General features: G+C 73.7%; 24 protein-coding genes and 1 tRNA gene. 4 read left to right on the forward strand and 21 right to left on the reverse strand.

From position 1 onward, the window contains the following. Positions 1–23: 23 nt before the first annotated feature. From AC1050_RS08255 to AC1050_RS08275, 5 genes are all read right to left on the reverse strand, one after another. Entirely contained in the window at positions 24–1,550 is a 1,527-nt protein-coding gene (locus AC1050_RS08255) for a hypothetical protein (protein WP_482386871.1), read from the reverse strand. Between the two features lie 76 nt (positions 1,551–1,626). Next, entirely contained in the window at positions 1,627–1,788 is a 162-nt protein-coding gene (locus AC1050_RS08260; protein WP_482386872.1) for a hypothetical protein, read from the reverse strand. A 130-nt stretch (positions 1,789–1,918) separates the two neighbouring features. Further along, positions 1,919–3,496 (reverse strand): hypothetical protein, encoded by a 1,578-nt coding sequence (locus tag AC1050_RS08265; protein ID WP_482386873.1) that lies wholly within the window; start codon positions 3,494–3,496, stop codon positions 1,919–1,921. A 176-nt stretch (positions 3,497–3,672) separates the two neighbouring features. After that, on the reverse strand, positions 3,673–4,392 hold the full coding sequence (locus tag AC1050_RS08270) for a hypothetical protein (RefSeq protein WP_482386874.1): 720 nt from the start codon (positions 4,390–4,392) through the stop codon (positions 3,673–3,675). Then, on the reverse strand, positions 4,389–5,021 hold the full coding sequence (locus AC1050_RS08275) for an excisionase family DNA-binding protein (protein WP_482386875.1): 633 nt from the start codon (positions 5,019–5,021) through the stop codon (positions 4,389–4,391). Before AC1050_RS08275 ends, AC1050_RS08270 begins: the two co-directional genes overlap by 4 nt. Positions 5,022–5,209: 188 nt before the next feature. Here AC1050_RS08275 and AC1050_RS08280 point away from each other — a divergent pair, with 188 nt between their 5' ends. After that, complete coding sequence (locus tag AC1050_RS08280; protein ID WP_482386876.1) at positions 5,210–5,845, forward strand: hypothetical protein; 636 nt, start codon at positions 5,210–5,212, stop codon at positions 5,843–5,845. 30 nt (positions 5,846–5,875) lie between these two features. On the opposite strand, the gene AC1050_RS08285 is transcribed toward AC1050_RS08280, so the two are convergent. The 10 genes from AC1050_RS08285 to AC1050_RS08330 all read right to left on the reverse strand — a co-directional run bounded on the left by AC1050_RS08285 (position 5,876) and on the right by AC1050_RS08330 (position 15,395). Next, the gene (locus tag AC1050_RS08285; RefSeq protein WP_482386877.1) at positions 5,876–7,108 is read right to left on the reverse strand and encodes a low temperature requirement protein A; all 1,233 of its coding nucleotides are present in this window, start codon (positions 7,106–7,108) and stop codon (positions 5,876–5,878) included. A gap of 67 nt (positions 7,109–7,175) precedes the next feature. Further along, positions 7,176–8,276 (reverse strand): FtsX-like permease family protein, encoded by a 1,101-nt coding sequence (locus AC1050_RS08290; RefSeq protein ID WP_482386878.1) that lies wholly within the window; start codon positions 8,274–8,276, stop codon positions 7,176–7,178. Then, positions 8,273–8,935 (reverse strand): ABC transporter ATP-binding protein, encoded by a 663-nt coding sequence (locus AC1050_RS08295; protein WP_482386879.1) that lies wholly within the window; start codon positions 8,933–8,935, stop codon positions 8,273–8,275. Before AC1050_RS08295 ends, AC1050_RS08290 begins: the two co-directional genes overlap by 4 nt. Continuing rightward, positions 8,935–9,876 carry a peptidoglycan-binding protein gene (locus tag AC1050_RS08300; protein ID WP_482386880.1) on the reverse strand — a complete coding sequence of 314 codons (942 nt, stop codon included), beginning with the start codon at positions 9,874–9,876 and terminating at the stop codon, positions 8,935–8,937. Before AC1050_RS08300 ends, AC1050_RS08295 begins: the two co-directional genes overlap by 1 nt. A 185-nt stretch (positions 9,877–10,061) precedes the next feature. Continuing rightward, positions 10,062–10,457 (reverse strand): hypothetical protein, encoded by a 396-nt coding sequence (locus AC1050_RS08305; RefSeq protein ID WP_482386881.1) that lies wholly within the window; start codon positions 10,455–10,457, stop codon positions 10,062–10,064. A 136-nt stretch (positions 10,458–10,593) separates the two neighbouring features. Next, positions 10,594–10,914 (reverse strand): hypothetical protein, encoded by a 321-nt coding sequence (locus AC1050_RS08310; RefSeq protein WP_482386882.1) that lies wholly within the window; start codon positions 10,912–10,914, stop codon positions 10,594–10,596. A gap of 201 nt (positions 10,915–11,115) precedes the next feature. Further along, positions 11,116–12,282 carry a mannonate dehydratase gene (gene uxuA / locus AC1050_RS08315; protein ID WP_482386883.1) on the reverse strand — a complete coding sequence of 389 codons (1,167 nt, stop codon included), beginning with the start codon at positions 12,280–12,282 and terminating at the stop codon, positions 11,116–11,118. Positions 12,283–12,370: 88 nt separating this feature from the next. Continuing rightward, a complete protein-coding gene (locus tag AC1050_RS08320; protein ID WP_482386884.1) occupies positions 12,371–13,675 on the reverse strand; it encodes an ABC transporter substrate-binding protein in 1,305 nt (434 codons plus the stop codon). Between the two features lie 47 nt (positions 13,676–13,722). Next, positions 13,723–14,523 (reverse strand): carbohydrate ABC transporter permease, encoded by an 801-nt coding sequence (locus AC1050_RS08325; RefSeq protein WP_482386885.1) that lies wholly within the window; start codon positions 14,521–14,523, stop codon positions 13,723–13,725. Positions 14,524–14,525: 2 nt separating this feature from the next. After that, positions 14,526–15,395 (reverse strand): carbohydrate ABC transporter permease, encoded by an 870-nt coding sequence (locus AC1050_RS08330; RefSeq protein WP_482386886.1) that lies wholly within the window; start codon positions 15,393–15,395, stop codon positions 14,526–14,528. Positions 15,396–15,596: 201 nt separating this feature from the next. Here AC1050_RS08330 and AC1050_RS08335 point away from each other — a divergent pair, with 201 nt between their 5' ends. Beyond that, a complete protein-coding gene (locus AC1050_RS08335) occupies positions 15,597–16,589 on the forward strand; it encodes a LacI family DNA-binding transcriptional regulator (RefSeq protein WP_482386887.1) in 993 nt (330 codons plus the stop codon). Between the two features lie 168 nt (positions 16,590–16,757). On the opposite strand, the gene AC1050_RS08340 is transcribed toward AC1050_RS08335, so the two are convergent. Continuing rightward, positions 16,758–17,048, reverse strand: a complete 291-nt coding sequence (locus AC1050_RS08340) for a hypothetical protein (RefSeq protein WP_482386888.1) — start codon at positions 17,046–17,048, stop codon at positions 16,758–16,760. Between the two features lie 210 nt (positions 17,049–17,258). Then, complete coding sequence (locus AC1050_RS08345) at positions 17,259–20,237, reverse strand: glycoside hydrolase family 2 TIM barrel-domain containing protein (RefSeq protein WP_482386889.1); 2,979 nt, start codon at positions 20,235–20,237, stop codon at positions 17,259–17,261. Between the two features lie 139 nt (positions 20,238–20,376). Here AC1050_RS08345 and arfA point away from each other — a divergent pair, with 139 nt between their 5' ends. Further along, on the forward strand, positions 20,377–21,891 hold the full coding sequence (gene arfA, locus AC1050_RS08350) for an arabinosylfuranosidase ArfA (protein WP_482386890.1): 1,515 nt from the start codon (positions 20,377–20,379) through the stop codon (positions 21,889–21,891). Positions 21,892–21,976: 85 nt separating this feature from the next. After that, positions 21,977–22,372, forward strand: a complete 396-nt coding sequence (locus tag AC1050_RS08355; protein ID WP_482386891.1) for a hypothetical protein — start codon at positions 21,977–21,979, stop codon at positions 22,370–22,372. On the opposite strand, the gene yidD is transcribed toward AC1050_RS08355, so the two are convergent. The 4 genes from yidD to AC1050_RS08375 form a co-directional block, all read right to left on the reverse strand. Next, a complete protein-coding gene (gene yidD / locus AC1050_RS08360) occupies positions 22,369–22,650 on the reverse strand; it encodes a membrane protein insertion efficiency factor YidD (protein ID WP_482386892.1) in 282 nt (93 codons plus the stop codon). The two genes, AC1050_RS08355 and yidD, sit on opposite strands and share 4 nt — an antisense overlap. 76 nt (positions 22,651–22,726) lie before the next feature. After that, positions 22,727–24,781 (reverse strand): DEAD/DEAH box helicase, encoded by a 2,055-nt coding sequence (locus AC1050_RS08365; protein ID WP_482386893.1) that lies wholly within the window; start codon positions 24,779–24,781, stop codon positions 22,727–22,729. A gap of 328 nt (positions 24,782–25,109) precedes the next feature. Beyond that, a tRNA-Arg gene (locus tag AC1050_RS08370) sits at positions 25,110–25,182 on the reverse strand. 193 nt (positions 25,183–25,375) lie between these two features. Further along, entirely contained in the window at positions 25,376–25,822 is a 447-nt protein-coding gene (locus AC1050_RS08375; RefSeq protein ID WP_482386894.1) for a MarR family winged helix-turn-helix transcriptional regulator, read from the reverse strand. Between the last annotated feature and the right edge of the window lie 8 nt (positions 25,823–25,830).

Genomic DNA, 25,830 nt, shown 5'->3' on the forward strand with positions numbered 1-25,830 from the left:
GCCCCGTCGGAGGGTCTCGCCGGTCACTTCCACTGATACGTGTAGTGCCACGCCAGCGCATCGCTCGCAGCCACCGACAGCCCGCCGTGCCGCAGTCGCATCAGGTCCGCCAGCGCCTGCCCGGCCACCGCGAGCGGCGTGGGTCCCTCGGGGTACCCCACGGCGTCGACCTCCTCGACCAGCGCCTGCACCGCCTCGATCCCGGACGCCGGCAGCCCGCCCGAGACGAGCGCGGCGACGGCGGCCTCCCGGTCGCGACCCGGCCACGGCCTTGTCCTGTGCCCGAGGTACGCCACGACCGCCTCCCCGAGCGCCCGCGTCTCCGCCCAGTACTCCGGGACGAACACCGCCTCGGGGTCGTCCTGCGCGCGGATCCGCTCCTGCCACGCCTGCAACGCCCGCTCCGGACGCTCGGCGGGCGGATCCCCGTCCCGCCGGACCCGCACCGGCTCGACGTCCGCCAGCGGGCCGTGGCCGCGTCCGCGGGCGAGACGCGCCACCTCGTGCACGAACACGTCCCGCGCGTCGTCGACGGTCGCGAGGCGGGCGATCACGCGGTCGTGCCCCATGTCGGAGAAGACGACCTCGAACAGCCGGCCCCGCCGGCGCAGGTCGACGTGCTCGCTGCTCAGGCTGGTCGGGAAGCCCTCGACGGCGAACTCCATGCCCTCGGTCAGGCCGAGCGACAGGCACCGCGAGCGGATCGTCGCGAACGCGTCGTGCTCCGGGTGCAGGTCCGGCGCGGGGCGCGGCTCGGCCGCTGCGCGCTGCAGCGCGTCGAGGTCCATCGGCGACCGCAGCGCCCTGGCCCGGCCCGCCTGCGCGAATCCGCGGAGCAGCGCCGCGAGCGCCGGGGCCGGCAGCGCGAGCGAGCGCTGCTCGATCGTCAGGCGGTCGGGCTGGTCGACGGCCCGAGGATCGTCCCCGCCCATCCGCAGCACATGCACCAGGCCCGGGAACGCGGGCCGGACCTCGAGGGTGCTCCTCGGCCCGGACGGCCCCGTGATCTCCCGGACGTCCGTCCACTGGATCGAACGCTCGATGCCTCCCTCCCGCAGGACCAGGTTCACTGCCGTCAGCCAGAGCCCCGCGTCCAGGCGGGTGCGGGCCCACCGGCCGACGAACGCCGCCAGCAGCGCCGCGACGCCGAGCAGCAGCGCGCCGGCCGCGGCCCACCAGCCGTCGTCGAGCAGCAGGACGCCCCAGCCGATCAGCGGCAGGACGGCCGACCCGACGGCGGCGGCCGCCAGCCACGTCTCCGCCGGGTGCTCGCGGAGCACCGTCGCCGGCTGCCCGTACCACCTGCCGGGTTCGACAGATCCACGGGGGCCCGCACCCCGGTCCTGGCGGCGGAGCAGGAGGACGGTCGCGATCAGCGGCGCCCCGAGCAGCGCGAACCACACCCCGAGGACGACGACGCCGGCGTGCTGCCGGAACAGCGCGGCGATCCCGACCCCGGCGGCGATCAGCAGGGAGAGCAGGACGACGCCGGTGACCGCATCACTCCTCGACAGCCCGTGCGCAGCGGGTGGCGGGGCGGCGGGGAGCACGTCGGCGACTGTAGCGAGTGTGCGGACGCGACGAGACCAGGCCTTCCCCGTGCGGGGAAGGCCTGGTCTCGTGAGGTCAGGGGCGCGAGGACCGGCCGGACGAGCCGCCGCGGTTCGCGACCTTGCTCAGCAGCTCCTTGGCCTTGCGCTGGTTCTGCGGCTTGGCCATCTCGCGCTGCGCGATGCGGACCGCCTGCAGGGCGATCCCGCTCTTCAGTGCCTTACCCAGGAATCCCATGGTTCGCCTCCCTCTCGCAGTGCCTCTGATGGTGCAGCGACGGTATAGCGGCGCGGGCGACTGCGCGCGGCGAGGGACGCCGAGACCGACGCCTGGCGTTCTCCCCCGCCTCGGGTCGTCGCACGTGCCGCTACGCGGCCGAGCCCGTCGCCGACCCCACCAGCCACGGCGCGCGGTGCATCACGTCTGCAGCGAACGCCACCCCGAGGAAGTCACCGGCCCTACCCGGCACCGGCAGGTCGAGCACGGGGTAGCGCTCCGAGCCGTCGAGCGGCTGGTAGGCGAGCTCGATCCGTCGGCCGTACCGCTGACCCATGAGCAGTCCGTCCAACCCGAACCACGCCAGCGGACGGCTCTCGGCGCTTCGCTGCAGCGCGTGCGACCCGATCGCCCAGGTGGGGATCGTGGTCTCGACTCCGGTGGCGAGGTCGTGCACCCAGCGGGCGCTGCTGCTGCCGACGAGGGTCCGCGTCCCGTCGGGACTCCAGGCGACCGAGCCCGCGACATCTCTGTCCTCCACCACCCGGCTCTGTCCCGTGGCCACGTCGGTGACGGCGACGTACCTGCTGCTGTCTCGGGGGCGGACGTGGCTGGTCAGCACCCGGTCCCTGCCCGGTGAGAACTGGACGGCCGCCCCGTCGTGGCTCACAGTCAGCGGGTCCTGCAGCGGGAGGACCTGCACGGGTCCGCCGGGCATCAGCGCGAGCTCCAGCCGGCAGATCACCGACCCGCCGGGTGACCGCTCCGGTGCGTAGGCGTAGAGGTAGGGGCCCTGGGGCCCGGCGGCGAAGATCTGCGCCGCGGGCCCGGTCGCCGGCTCGGTCGTGCCGGATCCGAGGTCGTAGTGGATGAGTCCTGGGGGTGGACTCGTCGGCCGGTGCCCGGGGTAGCGCAGGTACCGGACATAGGTGCCGTCCGGGGACAGCGCGTCCATCGCGAAGTGCTGGTGCGCCGGCTCCTCGTCCGCGAGGTCGGGGACTTTGAGCAGCCCCTTCACCGGGTCCCACGCCCAGACCCACCCCGCGGCCAGGAGCACGAACGGCACCGGCGTGCTGGGGCATCCCGTTCCGGTGTGCTCGACCCGGTGGAACGGCGGCAGCCACGCCGGCCGCCCGGTCGACGTCTCGGACGAGAGGTCGACGGCGATCGGCGCCCGGTCGGCAAGGCGGCGTGCGAGCGCGTCGATGTCCGCGCCCTCGTCGTCCGGCACCCGCATCGCGTTGCTCAGCTCCACCGGTGTGCACGCGTGCCGCCGCAGCTCCTCGACCAGGATCCGGAGGCATGTCAGAGAACGGTGCGGGAACGGCTCGTCGTCCTCGCGCCCGTCGAACCCGAGCACGACGACCCCGTCCACGAGGGTCGGGACCCCGACCGGATCGGGGTCGTCGGGAAGCCACTCCGTGTCCGTCTCGACGCCGTCGTCGCCGACGACAGCGAACCGCCGCCACGCGGCGTCGCAGGCCGTCAGCCCGCGGTGCGGATCGGCGCAGCGGACGCCGACCAGCGGTCGCATGACCACTCGATCGTCGAGGGTCCGCACCGGCCCGAGGACGTCGCCCGCGCAGCGCACGTCCTGCGAGGGCGGGAATTCCGCGCGCAGGGCGAGGGCCCACCTCGCCTGCGACAGCCGGAGTGAGGCGCCGTCGGGGTCGTCGGAGACGTGCCTGATCGCCGCGTCCCACCTCTGCTCGGCCTCGGTGTGCCCCACGCGGCGGACGCTAGCGGACCGACGCCCTGACGCGGTGGGTGTGCACGGCATCGGGTCTGAGTGTCTCGCGTCGGGAGTCGGCCCGGACATCCACAACGGCGTGGCCGTCGCTGACGCCGGATCGGAGGACGGTGCGACGACGAGGGGTGGACCTGGGTGGGCCCGCCTCTCGCCGGCTATTCGCCCAGGACCTCGCGCAGCGTCTCCAACCCGTCCGCTGCTCCGTCCACCCGGAGCACCGTCTGCCGGTCTTCCGCCAGAGCGGCGAGCATCCCGTGCAGGTAGCGACGGTCCCGCGGCCCCGCGTCCCCGATCCGGTCCGACGGCGCGAGCACGGTCGTCAGAACGGCGAAGTCAGCGCGGTGCCTCGCGCGGTTCGGGTCGAGCACCACCGTGTGCGCCGCCGCCTTGGCGACGAGGGCGCCGAGCAGGCTCGGTCGCCGTACCCGCCCGCTGATGCCTGCGACCTCCACCTCGACCTCCGCACTCCGGTCGAGTGCCTGCTGAGCGGCCGGTGTCTCGAGCGTCGTGCCGCCGTGCACCCCTCGGCGGGTGGCCGCGCGTTCCCCGAGGCGGCGCGGGATGAGCACGTCGATCTGCGCCGGCCCGCGCGTCCAGCGGTGCTGGTGACCGGCGGGGCTCGTCCCGGCCGAGGTGAACCCGAGCTCGACGAGCGCGCTGGTGAACCGGTGCAGGATCCGGCCGTCGGCTCGCACGTCCAGGACCGCGTCCAGGTCGTCGGTGGGCCGTGCCGGCGCAGCGCCCCGCTCGGCGCAGTACAGGTGCACCATCTGCCCGCCGACCAGCGTCCAGTTGACCGGCAGCCGGTCGTGGAGCTCCAGGAGCGCGTGCCACCCGGCGGTCTGGGCGCCGGTCATGGCGGGCAGCGAGATCACGCGGCGCGCACCACCTGGGCGATCAGCTCGCCGGCGCGAGCGAGCTCCCGCGGGGCGTCGTGCTCGGCGAGGTCGGCGGCGAGCACCAACGGAGGAACCGGATCGGCCGGGAGCTCCGCGACCACGTGCAGGATGACGTCGGGCCGACCGGCCGCGGGTCGCAGGAGATGCCGCCGCCGGACCTCGTCGAGGTGGTCACGGCGGACGTAGCCCTCGGCGAGGTCGCCTGCGCCGATCCCGGAGCGGGGGTCGGAGACCCCGGACCGGACGACAGCAGGGTCCTCCAGCACGCCACGCGGCTCCCGCGTGGTGAAGAGGACCCGGTCCCCCCGCGCCGCGGCCCACGACGCCAGGAGCGACGCCGGGGACGGGTCGCTGAGGAGTCGGCTGCGTCGCTCCCGCCACCGCCCGGGCCGCCCGCCCGACGCCTCCTCCGCGACGAGCAGGAGCCAGGCCTCGGTCGGACTCAGCGGGCGGCTGCGTCGCGGGGAGGCCGGGAGCGAGGCGCCGTCGACGAGCCACTGCGACCCGACGCGGCGGGCGCGGACCCGCCCGGCGGCGATGAGCTGGCGTACGCGGCGGTCGCTGACGCCCATGACGTCGGCTGCTTCGCGTACGGACACGTCCATGCCACAAGCCTACCGGCTTCGGAACGGAAGTGGCAGGGCGGGATCCCGACCCGCCGGCGTCACCCCCCAACGCAGCCCGGTTGCGCGCTCCCCCGCTCTCGCTACGTTCGAGGTGAGGGGCGCGCAACAGCGCCCTTCGCGGTTTCCACCGATCGACCGCGATCGGGCCGACCCGCTGGAGGACCACGGTGATCACGACCTTCACCCGCCCCCGGACCCGCACCCAAGGCGCGTTCGCGCTCGCGCTGGCGACCGGCGCCCTGGTCGTCGGGACGTCGGCGTGCACCAGCGGCGACGCGGAGGCCGAGGGGGCCGTCACCACGCCGGCGCCGGAGCCGGCTACGACCACCACGGACGAGGCCGGTGCCGACGACACGGCGTCGGCGGGGACCTCGACCGACAACCCGCTCGCCGGCACCCGGCAGGTCGACGTCCAGACCTACGGCGGCGAGTGGGTCACCACGACCGTCGAGGGCGGCGTCACCACCGTCGCCGACCCGGCCGAGGCTGGCGGCGTCCCCACCACGTGGGTGTTCGAGCCGAGCGGCGCGACCTTCCAGGTCCGGACCACGGCCACCACCGACGGGCAGCCGTCCTGCCTCAGCCTGCCCGGCGACGACGTCATCACCGTCGCACCCTGCGACCCGGCCGCGCCGGACCAGCAGCTCGAGGTCGCGACGCTGGACCAGCCGGACCAGGTGAACATCTCGTCGGCCGCGGGCGTAGTGGTGGCGGACCAGGAGGGCGGGCTCGCGCTCGAGGCGGATCCGTCGAGCCCGGCGAGCGTGTTCACGCTGGTGGGCCGGGGCGCCGCGGAGGGCTGAGGAGCGCGGCGGGCGCGGGTGCCGCTCCGGTCACGCAGCGTCGCGCGCCCGGGCGTCGACGCGGTTCCCGACGACGGCGTGCCCGACGACGCTGACCCACGGCGTGCACGCCAGCACCACCAGGCACCAGACCAGCGGCACCCCCGCCCAGGCCAGCAGCACGCAGGCGGCCACGACCGCCACCGACCCCGCGGTCAGCGCGAGGTGGCGCGGGTCGGGTGTCCCGCTGAGCGACGTGTACAGCGCGGACACGGTCACGACGTAGACACCCACGGGGATCGCGACGACCAGCGCGCTTCCGACGAGCGAGAGCGTGCTCTCCTCCTGCAGGAAGAACGCCGCGGCGTGCAGGCCGGCTCCCGTCGCGACGATCGCCCCGAACAGCACGATGTGGCCGTACCCCCACACGAACGACCGCTTGCGCCGGGCGTGCAGCAGCTCGCCGCTCGGCATGACGTCGTACGCCCACCAGAGCCCGAAGATCAGCGCGACGCCCGCCAGCCCGAGCACACCGGTCTCCACCGACCAGCCGGTCTCCTCGATGACCGCGGAGAGAGCGAACGTCGTCCCGGTGATGCCCTCGCCGAGCGCGATGATCACCAGCAGGCCGTAGCGCTCCGCGATGTGGTGCGGGTGCCACGGGGTGCCGCCGTGCACGCGGGCGGCTGCCGCGGGCCCGATCAGCTCCAGGGCGACCAGCGGCACGACCAGCAGGAAGGTCGTGACCGTCGGCAGGTCCGCCAGCGCCAGCGCGACCCAGCCGACCTGCGACGCCAGCAGGGTGGCGATGAAGACCGCGACGCTCTGCCGCCGGGCAGGGTCGGCGATCGCTGCCCGGCTCCACTGCAGGACCATCGGCACCCGCATCACGACGTACCCGAGCACGATCACGCGGTTGTCGATGTGCTCGCCGGCGGCCAGCGACTCGAACATCGGCGGGATGCCGAGCGCCAGCACCAGGACGCCGACCATCTGCACCATCGTCGTGAGCCGGAACAGCCAGTCGTCGGTGTCGTACGCCGACGCGAACCAGGTGAAGTTGATCCAGGCCCAGGACACCGCGAACGTCGCGAAGCAGAAGCCGGCGATCGCCGCGCCGGTGTGGCCGTCGGCGAGCAGCTCGGCCAGCTGCTCCGCGGTGCGGCCGAACGCGATGACGAAGGTCAGGTCGAACAGCAGCTCGAGGGGGGTGGCGGTGCGGCGCTCCTCGCCGGGGTCGCGGCCGGCCATGCGGATCCGGAGCGGGGTGGTGCGCACGGGCATGGTCGGGAGTGTAGGAGCGCGACGCCCGGCGGTGTCCGCCCACCGTGCCGCGGACGGCGCCGTGCCGTCACGGGACGCGGAGGACGCGGACCGGGTCCCGGTACGCCGCTGCGACCACGGGGACGACCACCGCAGCCACGGCCACGAGCGTCGCGTCGACGACCAGCGCACCCGCGAAGGCCCAGGAGTTCCGGAACTGGTGCGCGTGCTCGTTCCACAGCTGTGCGGTGAGGGCCCCCGCCGCCGCCCCCAGCACGACGGGTACCAGCACCTGGACCATGAACCCGACGACGACCGCGGAGCGCGACGCCCCGAGCGCCCGCCATCTGCCGACGTCCCGTCGCCGGGTGCCCACGACCATCGTGCCGACCGTCAGGATCAGGACCGCCGACGTGGTCAGGATGAGCGTCGTCGACCTGCGCGCCGAGGCACCGAGCTCTCCGCTGATCACGCGCTGCAGGTCGACAGCGGCGCTCGGCTTCTCGATCCGGACCAGGTCGGGCTCGGTCGCGACGGCGCCCGTCCGCAGCGCGTCCGCGAGGACGTCCACCTGGCCGATCGTCGGGGCCAGGCCGTAGACGTAGCGCAACCGCCCGTCGCCCGCAGCCGCCACCGGCACGGCCAGGGCGACGTCGTTCAGCCGGTCGAGCGGCCCGTCGGCGCCGAAGACCCCGACGACGGGGAGGTCGGTCATGCCGTCGCGCAGCCCACCGACTCCGTCCACCAGGCCGGACGCGACCGCGGCGCGCTCGCCGAGGATGACCTCGCCCGCGCGTGGCCACCGCCCCGAGATCAGCGCGACCGCGTCGGAGACGTCCCCGTGCACCGACCGCACCGCGACCGTCCCGCGGGCGACGTCGGCGCCCAGGCGGTGGTCGACCGCCGTCCCCAGGCCGATGATCCACTCGGCGGCGTCGGTCCGGGAGAGCACGTCGACGGTCTCCTCGCTGATCCCGGCGGCGCCGTCGTGGTCGTAGCCGACGACGACTCGGGAGCCTGCGTCGTCGAGGGAACCGACCACAGCCGCCTCCGTGGCGTAGGCGTTGCCGGTGGTCAGGAGGACCGCGGCGGTCGTGACCGCCGCGATCAGGAGGAGAGCCCCGGTGGCCAGCGGGTGACGCACCGCCGAGCGCAGCCCCTCCGCGACGAGTGCACGAGCCCTGGTCATCGGCGGGCGGCCGGTCGGGCGGTCAGGCCGACGACCGCGTCGCACCGATCGACGACGACCGGGTCGTGCGTCGCGACCACGACGGTGGCACCCTGCGCCGCGTGTGCTCGGAGGGCGTCGAGCACGGCGTCGGCCGTCTCCCGGTCGAGGTTGCCGGTCGGCTCGTCCGCGAAGACCACCGCCGGGTCCCTGAGCAGCGCCCGGCAGAGCGCGACCCGCTGCGCCTGCCCGCCGGAGATCTCACCGGGGCGGTGGTCCCGGCGGTCGTCGACCTGGAAACGCTGCAGGAGGTCGACGGCCCGCGCGACGAGCACCGGCCGGCGGACCCCCGAGAAGAGACCGCCCTCCAGCACGTTGGACAGGACCGTCTGCGCGGGGTCGAGCAGGGCGTCCTGGAAGACGAACCCGGCTCGGGTCCCCCGGAGCAGAGCCCGGTCCCTGTCCGGGAGGTCGCTCACGCGCTCCCCGTCCCACTCGACTGCTCCGGCCGTGGGTCGCAGCATGAGCGCCAGCAGGTACAGGAGGGTCGACTTCCCGCTCCCGGAGGGCCCGGTCAACGCCGTCACCGTCCCTCCCGGGAACACGCCGGTCCAGTCGTCGACGATCCGCTCCGAGCCGTACCGGTACGCGAATCGGAGGTCGCGTGCCGACAGGCGCATCAGGCGCCGCCCTCGGTCGGCTCCCCGGCAGGGGCAGGAAAACCGTCGGCGATCAACCACAGCTCGTCGCCCGCCCGGACGCCGTCGACGACCGCCATGCCGTCCGACGACGCCATGACGACGACAGGCACCTCGCGGCCATCGGTCCGGGTGACCACGTGGTCACCGGTGGCGGTGGTCCCGATCGCGGCCACCGGCACCACCGGTCCCGCCGTGTCGGGGACGATCGTGAAGTCGGCCTGCATCACCACGGAGTCCCCCACGGCCGGTGGCATCACGGCGTCGCACTCGGTTCCGCACACCGGCCCCCCGTCCGCAGCGGTGATGGTGAGCACCAGCGTCGACGCCACCTGCTCGGCGGACGCGATCACGCCGGCCCACGCGTGTCCGGCACCCGTGATCGTCACCGGCCCTTCCGTCGGCACGGCGGCTGCCTGGTCCGCTCCGAGCGTCACGGTGAACGTCGGGACCTGCTCCCTCGCGCCGATCACCGGGGCCTCCGGGCCGGTGCGGTCCCCGAGCCGGACCTCCGTGAGCGACACGCGCACCGGCAGCCCTGGCGCGAAGATGACGTCGCCGAGGCGGACGACGCCGTCCGGATCGACCCCGATCGCGCGCTGCCACCGCCGGACCGCCGCGTGCGTGGCCTGGTCGAACGCGGTGGACGGGCGGGCCGTCCGGAGGTGCCCCTCGGCGTGCAGGTGCGCTCGCAGCTGGGCGACGTCCGGACCGCGGAGCCCCAGCGCCAGGTCACGGAACGCCGGGACGTCCCCCGCGACGATCGTGACGGGTCGGAGGTCGACGGTGTAGAGGATCGTCCCGGAACCCACCGGCTGGCCCTGCGACACCTCGATCGACGTGAGGACGCCCTCGGCCGCACCGGCCGGGAGGTCGGTGACCGGCCAGACCGCTGCGGCGGGGAACCGGATCGACCGACCCACCGACCCCTCGGCGACCGTGTACGACGCGGCAGTGGCCTCGAGGACCGGAGGGGATGCCGGGGCCAGCGTCGCGCGCCCCGCGAGGACACCGGCGGTCGCTGCGAGCCCGATGGCGGACGACCACAGGAGCGCCGTGACACCGCCGCGGCGTCTCGGCGCTCCTGTGCTCGTCCTGCTCACCTGGGTCACAGGCTGCCCGGACCGGGGTCAGGGCACGTGCGCTTGAGGTCAGCAGCGGCCTCTCCGTCGATCGCGAGCTCGTCGTACGGCGTCCAGGTCCCGCCGGTGTCCACGTACGCGTCCTGCGACGGCACGTCGTCGACCACGTGCCCGGCGTGCTCCAAGCAGGCGACGACATCGAGCTGCCGGTCGTAGAGGACGTGCAGGTCGTCCGGGCCCGGTCGCCATCCGTCCAGGTCGCCCAGCGCATCGGCCGTGCACTCCCGGAGCGCCGACGAGAAGGCGCTGACGTCGGTTCCCTCGGACGGACGGAACTGCCCGTCGCCTTGCACCGTGAACACGTAGCCCACGCTCCCCAGGCACGAGGTCTGCCGAGCGATCAGCTCGTCGTTCGCCTGCACCTGTGCGACCATCCACCCGGGCGGTGAGTACGGCGTCAGGGTCGACCCGGTCGACGGTGACCCCGACGAGCACCCTGCGAGCACGATCGGCAAGGCGGCGAGGACGCCGACCACCGGACTCCGGCGGCGCACCGGCTCAGCCACCGTGGCAGTAGCCGAACGAGGATCCCGTGTTGAGGATGCTGTGCGACTCGACGCTCCACGAGCCTCCGCCCGACGCCGTCCCGTTCACGCGGTAGGTCTTGGACGTCCACGTCCCCCAGTCGTAGGCGAACGAGGGTCCCCCTGGCGCGCGGCCCGCGACGTCCCGCTGGGCACTGGCCTGCACGCCGCCCTTCTGGAAGATCTCGCACGAGACCGAGCCGGACTTCACCGCCGCGGCGGCTGAGGCCGGACCCGCTGCCAGACCGACGACCATGACGGACGCGAGCACCGCACTGCTGACGAATCTACGCATGACACTTCCTCTCTCGAGCAAGCCCCCCTGCTCGTGAGAGGAGCGGCGTCCTCCCACGAGCGCCATCATGCTCGGGTCCTCGGCCGCGCGCGGAGGTTCGAACCCGGAGCTATCTCACTTGCAGCGCGGCTGTCAGCCCTGCTAGGCGCTCCGCCGGTCGGCTCACGGTCCGGGTCAGCGGCGACGGACCCGGACCGCACGTCAGGCGGTCCGCTGCGCCCGCACCGCCCGCTCCACCCCGCGCAGCTCCGCCAGCCCCCGCAGCCGCCCGTACAGCGAGTAACCCGGGTTCGTCACCCGCGCCCGGTCGTCGAGCAGCACGTGCCCGTGGTCCGGCCGCATCGGGATCGCCCACCCGCGCCGGTCCTCCTCCTCGACCAGCGCCGCGATCACCGCGACCATGTCGGCGTCCCCGTCCAGGTGCGGCGCCTCGGTGAACGACGCGCCGTCGGCGTCGAGCAGCACCGACCGCAGGTGCGCGAAGTGGATCCGGTCCGCGAACCGCCGCGTCATCTCCACCACGTCGTTGTCCGCCCGCGAGCCGTACGAGCCGACGCACATCGTCAGCCCGTTGAACTCCGACGGCGCCGCGTCGAGCACGCCGGCGGCGTCGGAGGCCGTCGACACCACCCGCGGCAGCCCGAACATCGGCCGCGGCGGGTCGTCGGGGTGGATCGCCATCCGCACGCCGACCTGTTCGGCGACGGGCACGACCGCCTGCAGGAACGCCGCCAGGTTGCCGCGCAGGGTGTCGGCGGAGATGCCGTCGTACGCCGCCAGCGCCGCGCGGAAGCCCGACAGGTCGTAGTGCTCCTCGGCGCCGGGCAGGCCGGCGAGGATCGTGGCCCGCAGCCGGCCGCGCCCCTCGGCGTCGAGCTCGAACCACAGCGCCTCCGCGCGCGCCGCCACGTCGCCGGCCCAGTCGTCGGCGGCGGCGGGCCGCTGCAGGTCGAACAGGTCGAACGCGGCCAGCGCGACCGCGTCGAACCGCAGCGCGAGCGCGCCGTCCGGCATCGGGTACGCGAGGTCGGTGCGGGTCCAGTCGAGGACGGGCATGAAGTTGTAGCAGACGACGTCGAGCCCGCAGGCGGCGAGGTTCCGCAGCGACTCCTGGTAGGCCTCGACCGCCTGGGCAGCCAGCGGTCCCCCGGTCTTGACGTCCTCGTGCACGGGCACGCTCTCGACCACGTCCCACGTCAGCCCGGCGGCCTCGATCTCGGCCTGCCGCGCGCGGATCTCGGCGACCGGCCACGCGACACCGTTCGGGATGTGGTGCAGCGCGGACACGATGCCGGTCGCGCCGGTCTGCCGGACCTCGGCCAGGGCGATCGGGTCGGCGGGGCCGAACCAGCGCCAGGTGTGCTTCATCGCAGATCCTTCCGGGGGGGCTGTCCTAGGGATACACGACGGCCCGGGCCCCAGTGCGGGGACCCGGGCCGTCGTCAGCGTGCGGGTGTCACATGTTCAGCGTCGCCAGCTCGGTGGCCGGGTCGGCGCCGTTGGCGATGTTCTGCAGCACGACGCTCAGGTCGTTCTCCAGGCCGTCGTTCTCGGAGGTGAGCTTGCGCGGGTGGTCGGCGTCGGCCAGCGCGTCGGTGACGACCTGCACGGACTCCAGCGCGGTCGGGTTCTCGTCCGGGGACAGCTCGGCGGAGACGCCGTCGGCCGCCGGGAAGCCCTGCATGGTGTCGACCCAGATCTGCTGGCCCTCGCCGACGGCGAGGAACTCGGCGAACTTCTGCGCGGCCTCCAGCTTGGCGCCCTCGAGCTCGCCGCTCAGCGCGATGGAGTAGTCGACGCCGGAGACGGCCTTGGCCTCGTTGTCGCCGATCTGCGGCATCGGCGCCATGCCGAGCACGTCGTCCGCGACCGCGGAGCCCGGGGTCTCGGCGTTGCCGGACAGCGTCGCGGAGACGTGCCACGAGCCGGTCGGCATGGCCAGGGCCTTGCGTGCCAGCAGGTAGTCGTCGCGCGCCGACGGGTAGATGGTCGTCGACGTCGCGCCCTCCTGGAACACGCCGTTGTCGAACAGCTCGGCCCAGCGCTCGGCCGCGGCCACCAGGTCGTCGGACTCCCACGGCGCGTCGCCGGCGGCGGCGTCGTAGATGGCCTCGCCGTCGCCGAACTGCGTGCTGAGCCAGACGAAGAAGTCGACGGCGTGCCAGGAGTCCGCGGCGCCCATCGCGAACGGGGTGTACCCGGCGGCGCGGGCGGCCTCCGACACGGCCAGCAGCGACTCGTAGTCGGTCGGCAGCTCCAGGCCGAGCTCGGCGAACAGGGTCTCGTTGTACAGGTAGAACTCCGAGCCCGCGGTGAGGATCGGCACGGCCGCGACGACGCCGTCGGAGGTGGTGACGGACTCGAGCAGCTCGGGCTTGATGCCGTCGATCCAGTCGGCCGCGTACTCCTCGGTGTCGAGGGCGTACTCGGCGTAGTCGTCGAACGCGGAGCCGACCTGGATGCCGTAGATGTCGGGCACCTCGCCGGCCAGGATCAGGTTGTCGAGCTCGCCCAGGTAGTCGCCGGCGCCCTCGGCACCCTCGTACTGGATGGTGATGTCGGGGTTCTCGGCCTCGAAGGCGTCGATGATGTCCGCGGCCTGGTCGACCGTGGGGATCCACGACCGGTAGACCAGCGTGACGCTGCCGTCCTCGGCGACGCCGTCGTCGCCGGCGGAGCCGCAGCCGGCGACGAGCAGGGCGATCGAGGCGGTGGCGGCGCCGGCCGCGAGGAAGCGGCGCCGGGCGGGGGTGGTGCGCATCGGGTTTCTCCTGAGGGGTTCGACGTTGAACTGCGAAGGACGGGAGGTCAGCTCTTGACGGCGCCGGCGGTGAGGCCGGACTGCAGGTAGCGCTGGGAGAAGAGGTAGACGATCACCGACGGGATCGTCATGAGGATCAGGCCCGCGTACAGCTGGCCGATCTGCTCCTGCGACATCCGCTCGTACTGCAGGAGCGCGACGGCCGCGGTCACCGGGAACTTCGACTCCGACGACAGCAGCAGGTTCGGGAGCAGGTACTCGTTCCAGCAGTACACGAACGACAGGACGCTGACGTTCGCGAGCACCGGCCCGGACAGCGGCAGGAAGATCTTGGTGAACACGCCGAACGGCCGCGCGCCGTCGATGGTCGCCGCCTCGACCAGCTCGGCGGGGATGCCGTCGAAGTGGTTCTTCATCAGCAGCAGCATCACGAGCACGTTGAACGCGACCAGCGGGATGAGCACGCCGACGTAGGAGTCGCGCAGGCCCAGGTCGTTCATGGTGGCGAACAGCGGGGTGACCACGGACGCCACGGGGATCGCCATGCAGGCGAGCAGCGCGCGGTACAGGAAGTTCCGGCCCCGGAACCGCATCCGCGCGAACGCGAACCCGGCCAGCGAGGACAGGATGACGATCGCGACCGTGGAGCCGCCGGCCAGCAGGAAGCTGTTGCCGATCGCGGACCAGTAGTCGAACCGCGGGTGGTTCAGCACGGCCTCGTAGTTGCCGGCCCCGCCGACCGTGAACGACTCCACGAAGGCGATGACGATCGGGTAGATCCACATCGCGGCGAGGACGCACAGGACGGCGTACATGACCGTCCACATCAGGGTCTTCTGGTGGCGCACGGCTACTTCTCCCTGCTGCTGACGCGGGTCTGGATCAGGGACAGCACGAACGCGGCGACGAGGATGAAGATCCCGATGGCCGACGAGTAGCCCGCGTCCCGGTTGAGCCGCTCCTGGTAGAGGAACGTGCTGAGGAAGTGCGTCGAGACGCCGGGGCCTCCCTGGGTGGTGAGCCAGACGGTGTCGAACGTCTTCAGCGAGCCGACGATGCCCAGCAGGATCAGCACGCCGGTCGTGCCGCGCAGCGAGGGGACGGTGATCGCGAACAGCCGCCGCCACCAGCCGGCCCCGTCCAGCGACGAGGCCTCGTAGAGCTCGTCGGGGATCGACATCAGGCCGCTGAAGTAGACCATCATCGAGAAGCCCATCCAGGCGAACACGTTGATGACGACGATCGACCAGACGCCGAGGTCGGCGCCGAGCCACAGGATCGTGTCGTCCTCGCCCAGCAGGCCGAGCGCGCGCAGCGTCTGGTTCAGCGAGCCGTAGTTGGCCTCGAACATGTACTTGAAGACGGTGGCGATGATCGCCGGCGCCATGGCGATCGGCAGGAAGAAGATCGCCTTGAAGAAGTTGGCCCCGGGCATCCGCTCCTGGGCGATGACCGCGATCAGCAGGCCGAGGACGGTCTGCAGGGCGACGGTCGCCACCATGAACACCAGCGTGTTGCGCAGGGCGATGTAGAACGTGCGGTCCTCGAACAGGCGCGTGTAGTTGTCGACCCCGATGAAGTCCATGCGGGTCAGGCCGTTCCAGTCGGTCAGGCTGGCCCAGACGGCGAAGCCCACCGTGTAGTACAGGAGCGCTCCGGCCAGCACGACGATGGGGGCCACGTACAGGTAAGGGGCCCATCGGCCGCCGAACTGCCGCATCGCGGTTCTCCTAGGTCATCGTTGAACTAAGGCCTTCCGGCCGCAGCCGGGAGGGTGTGGTTCAACGTCGTAGTTCGACGTTGAACGCGGTGGACGCTAGCACAGGTACGATCGGCGCGACGACCCCGGCGGCGGGTGGTCCCGCCAGCCGGGACGCACCGCTCGGGACGGGGTCGCGGTCGACGACGAGGGGATAGAGCGATGGCGCGGGTGCGGCTCGCCGACGTGGCGGAACGGGTGGGGGTCAGCACCAAGACCGTCTCGAACGTCGTGAACGGCACCGGGTGGGTGAGCGCCCCGGTGCGCGAGAAGATCCTCGCCACCATCGACGAGCTCGGGTACCGGCCCAACCTCGCGGCGCGGCAGCTGCGCAGCGGGTCCAGCGGCCTGATCGGGCTGTGCGTGCCGAGCCTGCGCGAGCCGTACTTCGCGGAGTTCGCCTCGGAGTTCGTGTCCGCCGCCGAGGCCCGCGGGTCGACGGTGCTGGTCACGCAGTCGAAGGGCAACCGGCAGGTCGAGCTCTCCATGCTCGAGTGCGAGGACCTGCCCGCCGTCGACGGCATGGTGTTCAGCCCGCTGACGCTGACCCGCGAGGACACCGAGCGCCGGCGCAGCACCGTCCCGCTCGTGCTCATCGGCGAGCACGGGGAGGCGCTCGCCTCCGACACGATCGCGCACGTCGGGCCCGACAACGCCGCCGCCGCCGAGGTCGCCACCCGGCACCTGCTGGCCGACGGCCGGCGCCGGATCGCGGCCATCGGGCTGCAGCAGGGCGACGCGGACTCGACCGGGCAGGTGCGGTTCGAGGGCTACCGGCGGGCGCTGGCCGCCGAGGGCGTCGAGCTGGACCCGGCGCTGCTGATCGAGACGCGGTCCTACAACCGGGCCGAGGGCTCCGACGCGGTCGAGCGGCTGCTCGCCGACGGCGTGGAGTTCGACGGGGTGTTCTGCTTCAACGACTCGCTCGCGTTCGGCGCGCTGTCCACCCTCGCGGCGCACCGGATCGCCGTGCCGGAGTCCGTGGCAGTGGTCGGGTACGACAACATCGAGGAGGGCGGGTACCTGGTGCCGCCGCTCACCACGATCGACCCGGGCCTGACGCACTCGACGGGCCTGATCCTGGACCTGCTGGTCGGCGCGAGGAAGGGCGAGGGCGGCCACATCCCGACCCCGTTCCACCTGGTCGAGCGCTGACCCCGGGCCGGTCCTGCACGCGCCGCTCGCCGAGCGGGCAGTAGACGTCCCCTCCGGGCGCGCTGAGGCGACATCTACTGCCCGCTCGGCGTCTGCGCACGCGCGGTCGCGCTCGGCGAGATGGCAGAACGCGCCTGCGCGGCGGGGCACCGCGACAGGCGCGTCCTGTCATCTCGACGGCGGGTCGGCGCGGGGCAGGCGGCGGGTCACCTCCAGGACGACGCCGCCTGCGCAGACCGCCGCGCCGACGACCGTCACGACGGTGAGCAGGCGGTTGACGCAGGTCACCACGAACGGGTCCATGCCGCCGCCGCGCGACAGGTGCGCCACCAGCAGCAGCTCGGGCACCGCGGTGGAAACCGCGATCGCGAGGCCGACGGCGGCGAGGGCGATGCCGGGCCGCGCCGCTGCTGACGCAGCCACGGCTGCCGGGATGCGGGCCTTCGGGTGCGCGGGCACAGCTGCTCCGATCGTCGACGACAACGGTGCGGCTGTGCGTCGAGACTAGCGCGGCGGACCAGCCGAGGGCGGGCCCGCGTCGACCTCGGCAGCGTCGGGCACCCCGGCCCGCACCGGGCCCGCCCCTAGACCGCCGAGCGGGCAGCAGCTGTCGCCTCCGGGCACCCGGAAGGGACAGCTGCTGCCCGCTCGACGGCGGAGTGGGCCGGGTCAGATCCCGCGGGAGGTCAGGCGCAGCGCGAGCTCGGCCGGGGCCGGGTGCAGCTGGGCGTTCGGGAGCACGCCCGGGCCGCACGCCGCGGAGCCGAGGCCGTGCTGGGCCGCGTCGAGGTGCACGTGCAGCAGCCCGTCGGGCGTCAGCTCGTGCGGGTGCGCGGCGACGTCCAGCGCCGAGTCGGACCACGGACGCAACGACAGCTCGACGCCCGCGCGCGGAACGCCTCCGTAGACGGTCGGCCCCGCGTCCAGCGTGAGCGCCGAGCCGTCGGCGAAGGTCAGCGCCGCGTGCGTGACGCCGCGGCGGGCGCCGTTCTCCTGCGGGTGCGTGTACCGGGTCTGCAGCTCGGCGACCGTGTGCTCGTACGCGCCGCCGACCGCAGCCTTCTTCGAGTCGGCGTAGGACTCGTCCGGGCCGAGCCCGAACCAGCGGACCGCGACGTCGGACGCGGCGGGCTCCTCGAGCGTGAGCAGCAGCCCCAGCCGGGCGATGCTCTGGTCCCAGCGGCCCTCGGGCACGATCCGCACCCGCAGGTCGACCGTGCCGTCGGCGTCGCACGCCCAGGTGTACGTGGTCCGGAAGCCGTTGCGGGTGCGCGGGCCACCGGTGCGGGCGGTCACCACCAGCGCGCCCTCGTCGGAGAGCGCGGCGGAGATCGTGCGCTCGGCCAGCAGGTGCAGGCCGCTCTCCTTCCAGACCTGCTCGTCCGGCGGGTCGATCCACATGCCGGAGCGGCGGTCGTTGTCGGTCGGTGCGCGCCAGGCGTCCACGCGCAGCCCGGCGACCCGGCGGCCGTGCAGCTCGACGAGCGACCCCGTCCGGTCGAACCGCGCGTGCCCGACGGTGAACGACCCGTCGTCCTCGCGCACCGCTCCCCCGGTGGCCGGTGCAGCCAGCGGCACCGCCGGCACCACCGCGAGCTGCCCGGTTGCGACCAGCAGCGGCCCGTCGAACCACGGCGCGTCCAGGGCATCAGCCTCGTGCTGCACGGCGCGCAGCGTCCAGAACGTCGGCGTGTGGTCGGCGGCGGGCAGCGGCAGGTCCGCGGGCGGGGTCACCACGACCGACGCCCCCGGCGCGAGAGCGCCCAGGTCGAGCACGCCCGAGGCGAGCGACGCAGCCCCGTGGGTGAGCGTCCACTCGAACGTCAGGTGCGACGTGTCCCGGAAGGCGTACCGGTTCCGCACCAGCAGCGCCGCGCCGTCCTCGGTCACGTCCAGCCGCACGGGCGCGAACACCGCGGCGGCCTCGCGCAGCGACGGGGACGGCGTGCGGTCCGGCAGCACCAGGCCGTCGGCGACGAAGGTGCCGTCGTGGAACAGCTCGCCGAAGTCGCCGCCGTACGCGGCGAAGGCGGTGCCGTCGGCGTCCCGGCGGGTCAGGCCGTGGTCGATCCACTCCCAGATGAACCCGCCCATCAGCCGCGGGTACCGGTCGAACAGGTCGTCGTAGTCGGTCAGCCCGCCGGGGCCGTTGCCCATGGCGTGCGCGTACTCGCACTGCAGGAACGGCATCAGCCGGCGCTTGGCGTCGGCCTCGGCGCGGGCCAGCGGCGGCTCCGTGCCCTGACCGATCAGCGCCGTGTGCTCGCTGGTCGCGTACATCCGCGAGTAGACGTCGACGTCGTCCGACGACCAGTCGCCCTCGTAGTGGATCGGCCGGGTCGGGTCGAGCGCGCGGATCGCGCCGGCCATCGCCGTGATGTTCACGCCGGCGCCGGCCTCGTTGCCGAGCGACCACAGGACGATGCTCGGGTGGTGCGCGTCGCGGCGGACCATCCGGGTCACGCGGTCGACGAGCACGCCCTCCCACGCGGGGTCGTTCACCGGGTTGCCCTCCCAGCCGCGCTCGTCCTCGAACCCGTGCGTCTCGAGGTCGTTCTCGTCGACGACGTACAGGCCGTGCTCGTCGCACAGGTCCAGGAAGTGCGGGTGCGGCGGGTAGTGGCTGGTCCGGACGGCGTTGACGTGGTGGCGCTTCATCAGCAGCACGTCGGCGAGCATCAGCTCCGGGGAGACGGTGCGGCCGCGCAAGGGATCGAACTCGTGCCGGTTCACGCCGCGCAGCTTCACGGGCGCGTCGTTGACCAGGAACACGCCGTCGCGGATGGCGATGCTGCGGAAGCCGGCGCGCAGCGCGACGCGCTCGCCGGGGGCGGTGACGACGACCTCGTACAGGCGCGGGCGTTCGGCGCTCCACGGCTCGACGGGGGCCGACGCGGTCTCGCCGGGCGCGAGGTCCAGGCCGAGCTCGGGCACGGTCACGCGGGTCCCGGGGGCGGCGTCGGGCACGTCGACGGTCAGCGTGCCGGTGCCGGTCGCGGCGTCGTACTCCGCGACGACGGACGTGTGCGCGATGCCGGCGGCGGGGCGGTGCTCCAGCGCGACGCTGCGGAAGATGCCCGACAGCCACCACTGGTCCTGGTCCTCGACGTACGACATCGCCGACCACTGCGTGACGCGGACGGCGAGCAGGTTCTCGCCCGGCAGCAGCACGTCGGTCAGGTCGATCTCGGTCGGCAGCCGGGAGCCGTGCGAGGTGGCGACGACGGCGCCGTTGACCGCGACCTGGAACCAGGAGTCGACGCCCTCGAACCGCAGGTACGTGCGGCCGTCGGCCGGCCAGTCCGCGGGCAGCGCGATCGTGCGGCGGTACTCACCCGTCGGGTTGTCGTCGGGGACGAACGGCGGCTCGATCGGGAACGGGAACAGCTTGTTGCTGTACGCGGGGGTGCCGTAGGGCCAGGCGTCGGGCGCGCCGGCCAGCTGCCAGTGCCCGGGCACCGCGATCTCGTCCCAGCCGTCGCCCGCGTCCTTCGGGTCCACGCCGGTGTCCGCTGTCGGCGACAGGCGGAACCGCCAGGGGCCGTCGAGGCTGACCGTGCGGGCGGTCGACGCGCCGGTCGGCGGGCGGAACCGGGCGGGGACGACGCCGGTCGGCGGGCTGACGGTCTCGTGGCTGTGCACTGGCATGCCTCCAGGGTCGGATGCGGGGCGGCGGGTCGCCACCGCGCTCCCGCGGCCGGCACCATCACCTAGTTCAACGATGGACTATAGTCGGCGGCGCTGTCGTAGTTCAACGCTGAACGCCTCCGGGACGAAGGGTCTCTCCATGCACTCCGCCACCGTCGTCATCGACCCCGCCTTCACGATCGCCCCCGTGCGCCGCGGCACGTTCGGGACGTTCGTCGAGCACCTGGGCCGGTGCGTCTACACGGGCATCTACGAGCCCGGGCACCCCACCGCCGACGAGAACGGCTTCCGCGGCGACGTCCTCGCCCTCGCCCGCGAGATGGGTATCAGCACCGTCCGCTACCCGGGCGGCAATTTCGTGTCCGGGTACAACTGGGAGGACGGCGTCGGACCCGTCGAGGACCGCCCCGAGCGGCTGGACCTGGCGTGGCACTCCACCGAGACCAACGCGTTCGGCCTGCACGAGTTCATGACCTGGACCAAGGCCGCCGGCGTCGAGCCGATGATGGCGGTGAACCTCGGCACCCGCGGGCTCCCCGAGGCGCTCGACCTGCTCGAGTACGCGAACCAGCGCAAGGGCACCGCGCGCGCCGAGCAGCGCCGCGCCAACGGCGCCGACGAGCCGTTCGGCATCGCGTTCTGGTGCCTCGGCAACGAGATGGACGGCCCCTGGCAGCTCGGGCACAAGACCGCCCGCGAGTACGGCCGGCTCGCCGCCGAGACCGCGCGCGGCATGCGGCAGATGTTCCCCGACCTGACGCTGGTCGCCTGCGGCTCGTCGTCGTCCGGCATGCCGACGTTCGGCGAGTGGGAGCGCGAGGTGCTCGAGGAGGCCTACGACCAGGTCGACATGATCTCGGCGCACGCGTACTACCGCGAGCAGGACGGCGACCTCGGGTCGTTCCTGGCGTCCGCGCAGGACATGGACCACTTCGTCGCCTCGGTGGTCGCCACCGCCGACGCGGTGGGCGCCGCGCGGAAGTCCGCCAAGAAGATCGCGATCTCGTTCGACGAGTGGAACGTCTGGTACCACGAGGACGAGTCCAAGCTGCCGAAGGGCGAGGACTGGCCTGTCGCCCCGCGGATCGAGGAGGACGTCTACACCGTCGCCGACGCGGTCGTCGTGGGGAACCTGCTGATCTCGCTGCTGCGGAACTCCGACCGGGTGCACTCCGCGAGCCAGGCGCAGCTGGTCAACGCGCTCGCGCCGATCATGACCGAGCCCGGCGGCGCGGCGTGGCGGCAGACGACGTTCCACCCGTTCGCACTCACCGCCCGGCACGCACGCGGCCAGGTGCTGCGGGTCGCGATCGACGCCCCGACGTACGCGAACGCGCGGTTCGGGGAGTCCTCCCTGGTGGACGCCGTCGCCACGCACGACGCCGAGACGGGCGAGGTGGCCGTGTTCGCGGTGAACCGCGCGACGGACGCGCCGACCACGCTGCGGGTGGACCTGCGCGGCGCCGGCGCCGTCGAGCTGGTCGAGGCGCTGACCTACGCGCACGACGACGTGCACTGGCGCGCGACCCGGGAGGACGCGACGTCGGTGCTGCCGACGCCGAACGCCTCCGCGCGGGTCGAGGACGGCGTGCTGCTGGTCGAGCTGCCGGCGGTGTCCTGGTCGGTGCTGCGGGTGCGGGGCGCCGCGGCCTGATCGCCGGCTGGTTCTCGCTCCGCCGGCCGGGAGATCGGCCGGCGGAGCGAGAATCCGCTGGGTGCGCGGCCGCTAGCCTGGCGCGATGCTGCCCGGGGACTGGATCGAGCACCGCCGCGCCGACGACCGCGAGCTGCTGGGCTGGATCCGGCCCGTCGACGGCGACTGGGTGCCCGTCGACCGCCTGGGCCGCAGCCTCACCTCACCGGTGGACTGGCTCGACGCCGAGGCGACGCTGGAAGCCCACGGCCTGCGGTGGCTGAGCGACCTGTGGCAGCTGACCCTCGAGGACGGCACCGTCGCGCGGGTGCGGCTCGCCGAGGTGTCGCCGGACCGGGTCGTCGTCGTGGAGGACGTGTTCGGCGCCGCGGTCGCGGGCGCCCGGACGTGGACGCTGCCGTTCCCCGCGCCGGGCACGCTGCGCGAGTTCCAGGGCGACCCGCACGTCCTGGACGGGCCGGCCGGGCTGGAACGGGGCTAGAACCGGAACGGGATCGGGATGCCGCCGCAGCAGCACACCCCGCGCACGTCCGACTGCGCGAGCATCGTGGCCGCCTGGTAGCAGGCGAGCAGCTGCAGCGCGTTCGGCCGGATGGCCCGGACGACCCCGCGGCTGGCGATGTTCCGGCGCACCGCGGCGGAGCACGTGGTGTCGCCGTGCGCGACGCCGTAGGCGCAGTGCCAGGACTTCCGGGGCGACAGGCGGCGCTGGTAGCCGCGGATGAGGCGGTCGGCGATGCGTGCGGCGGGGCTCGTCATCGGACCACGGTAGGAGCGGCGTGCGGGATGCGCGCGGCGAGCGCGGCACCCGGCGAGGACGCCGCCCCGCGCCGGCTCAGCCCACGCCCTCCCCCGCCAGCGCCTCCGTCAGCAGCGCCACCAGCGCCTCCAGCTGCACGTCCGTCGACGACGCGTCCTCGTCCCCCGCACCGTCCAGCGCCCGCGCCGCGAGGCCGGACTTGCTGTCGATCAGCTCGGCGATCTTGGAGTCGATGGTCTGCGCCGCGATGATCCGCCACGCGGTGACGGGCTCGGACTGGCCGATGCGGTGGATCCGGTCGATGGCCTGGGTCTGCTCGGCGTCGGTCCAGGACAGCTCGGCGAGCACCATGTTGGACGCGACCTGCAGGTTGAGCCCCACGCCGGCGGCGGTCAGGGAGCAGACGACGATCTGGACCTCGGGGTCCTCGACGAACGCCGTGATGTTCTTCTCGCGCGCCTTCGGCGTCTGGTCGCCGCGGATCGATGCGTACGTGATGCCGCGCTCGGCGAAGGTCTGCTCGGCGGCGTCCATCACGTCGACGTGCTTCGCGAAGAACACGACCTTGCCGACGTTGCGCGCGAGCTGCGCGGCGTAGTCGGCGGCCGGTCCGGCCTTGGCCTGGCCGATGCGGCGGACCATCGAGAACACGTTCTGGCCCTTGGTCTTGCCGGCGGAGTCCTTGAGCTCGGTCGCGGCGATCCGGCGGGCGAGCTCCACGTCGATGCCGTCGGGGACACCCTCGGCCGCACGGGCCTCGACGGCGAACCGGTAGCGCTCGACCAGGCGCTTCGTCAGCGCGGCCTCGGCCGCCCGGATCGAGCGGCCGGCGGCGCCGTCCAGCTCGACGGGCAGGTCCGCGACGCGGCGGGCGGGGATGTCGTCGACGACGTCGACCTTGCGGCGGCGCACGATGCCCATGTCGATCACGGCGGCGCGAGCGGCGGCCGCGAACCCGCGGTCGGCCGGCGTGAGCCCCGTGGCCTCGAGCGCTTCCAGCAGCGCACCGAGCGGCTTCTTGTCGTCGATCCAGCCGAGGTACTGCCAGATGGCCCGGAAGTCCTCGATGTCGTTGATCAGCGGGGTGCCGGTCAGCGCCATCATCAGCGGCCGCGCGGCACGGGCGCGGATCCGGTCGGCGATCGCGAGCACGTGCTGGGAGCGCTGGGAGCTCTTGTTCTTGATGAAGTGCGCCTCGTCGACGACCATCCCGCGGAAGCCCATGTCCCCGAGCCAGCCGACGTGCCGGTCGAGGATCTCGTAGTTCACGATCACGACGTCCGCGAACCCGTCGACGCGGTCGCCGTCGCCGTGCACGACGGTGGCGCGCCGGAACGGCGTCCACAGGCTCACCTCGTGCGCCCAGTTGGTCTTCACCACGTTGGGCGCGACGACCAGCAGCGGGAAGGCGTCGGCCGCCTGCGCGGCGAGCAGCGCCTGCGCGGTCTTGCCGAGCCCGGGCTCGTCGGCGAGCAGGAAGGTGCGGTGCCCGCCCGCGGCGGCCGCGACGAGCTGCGCCTGGTGGTGCATCAGGTCCCGGCCGAGCGGCCCGCGGACCGTGCTGCCGTCGGGCAGCGGCATGCACGCCGGCGCGCCGGTGGCGGCGACCTCGAAGGACCGGAACAGCGGCTCCAGCAGCTCCCAGTTGGCCAGGCGGCGGGGTCGCGTGGCGACCCGGGCGGCGGCGGCCTCGAAGTCGGGAGCGAGGAACGGGTTGGACCGCTGGCGCTGCAGCACCGAGATCGGGACCACCCGGTTGTCCGTGCCGGGCGTCGGGGCGACCGGCTCGGGGGCCGCGACCTCCTCCGGCGGCTCCAGACCGCCGGCGCGCATCATCGTCGCCTTGAGCTCCCGGGCGGCGTCGGAGACCTTCGCGTCCTCGGCGAGCAGCTCGAGCAGCGAGGTGTCGCGGGCGGCGATCCGGGCCAGCAGCGTCGCCACCCCGTCGAGCCGCTTGAGCTGCTCGGTGCGCTTGGCCGCGGACAGGTCCGCGTCGGCGTTGACGCGGGCGCGCTCCTCGCGGACCAGCAGGGCGACGACCTGGAACTTGGTGCGGGTCGAGGGCCGGATCGGGGTCTTCCGCACGGCGTTCTCCACCTCGCGGGTGGCGTCGGCGAGCACCGGGATCATCCCCTGCTCGGTCCGGCGCGGCGCGCGGCGGCGCTGCGCCCCGGGGTCAGGGCGTGCGCCCCCGGACCGACGTCGACCTGCTCCTGCCACATCTCCTCCTTCGCAGCGTCCGCACCTCGTGCGCACGCGACACACCGTGTGCCGGCCCGACCGGTCGCGGTCGGGCACCCGGGCACGCCGCAGCGTCCCCGTCCGAGCCCCCGAACGGCCCTGCGCCCGCCCTCGCCGACGACGGAACCCGCCTCGCCGGTGCACACCCCGAGCGCCCGCACCGGCGGGACGCCGGCCGCGGACCTCGTCGCCGGCCGCGACCCGCGCGGACGGCCTGTGCGCCTGGGCAGATTCGAACTGCCGACACCCGCTTTAGGAGAGCGGTGCTCTATCCCCTGAGCTACAGGCGCTCGGGGCCGGAGAGGAACGTGGTCGACGACCCGGCGGGATCGTGCCGGACGTGTCCGCGAGCGCCCTCGTCAGCCCCGTGCGTCACCGGTCGGGCCTGGACGGTCCGGACGGCGCGGGTCCAGCCTACCGGCGCGCGGCCCGGGCTCGCGCCGGTCGCCGCTCCGGCGCCTGATGCAGTCCCCGCGACCACGCTCAGCCCGGCGGCGTGCCGGGACCCCCGGCGGCGAGGAGCGCCAGAGCCCGCTCGACGGTCTCGAGCTCGCCGGGCCCCAGGCGGCGGGACCACCGCGCGCGCAGCTCGTCGAACCGCGCCGCGCCGATCGCCGTCATCTCGTGCCCCCGCGGGGTGACGCGCAGGGCCTTGCGCCGGGCGTCACCCGTGTCCCCCGCCCGCTCGACGTAGCCGAGCTGCTCGAGGGTGGCGACCGACTTGGCGGCCGCCTGCCGGGAGACCCCGAGCTGCCGCGCCAGGGCGGACGCGCTGCCGGCGCCCTGCTCGATCGCGTGGACCGCGAACTCGAGGCTGGCGGTGACGCCGGGGTGGCCGCGACGGGCCAGCTCCGCGACCACGTCCTCCACCATCACCTCGAACCCGCCGATCAGGAGCTGCGCCAGCCGCGCGCCCGGGGTGGGTTCCATGCGGCCAC

It is taken from the genome of Cellulomonas sp. NEAU-ZC6, assembly GCF_056844425.1.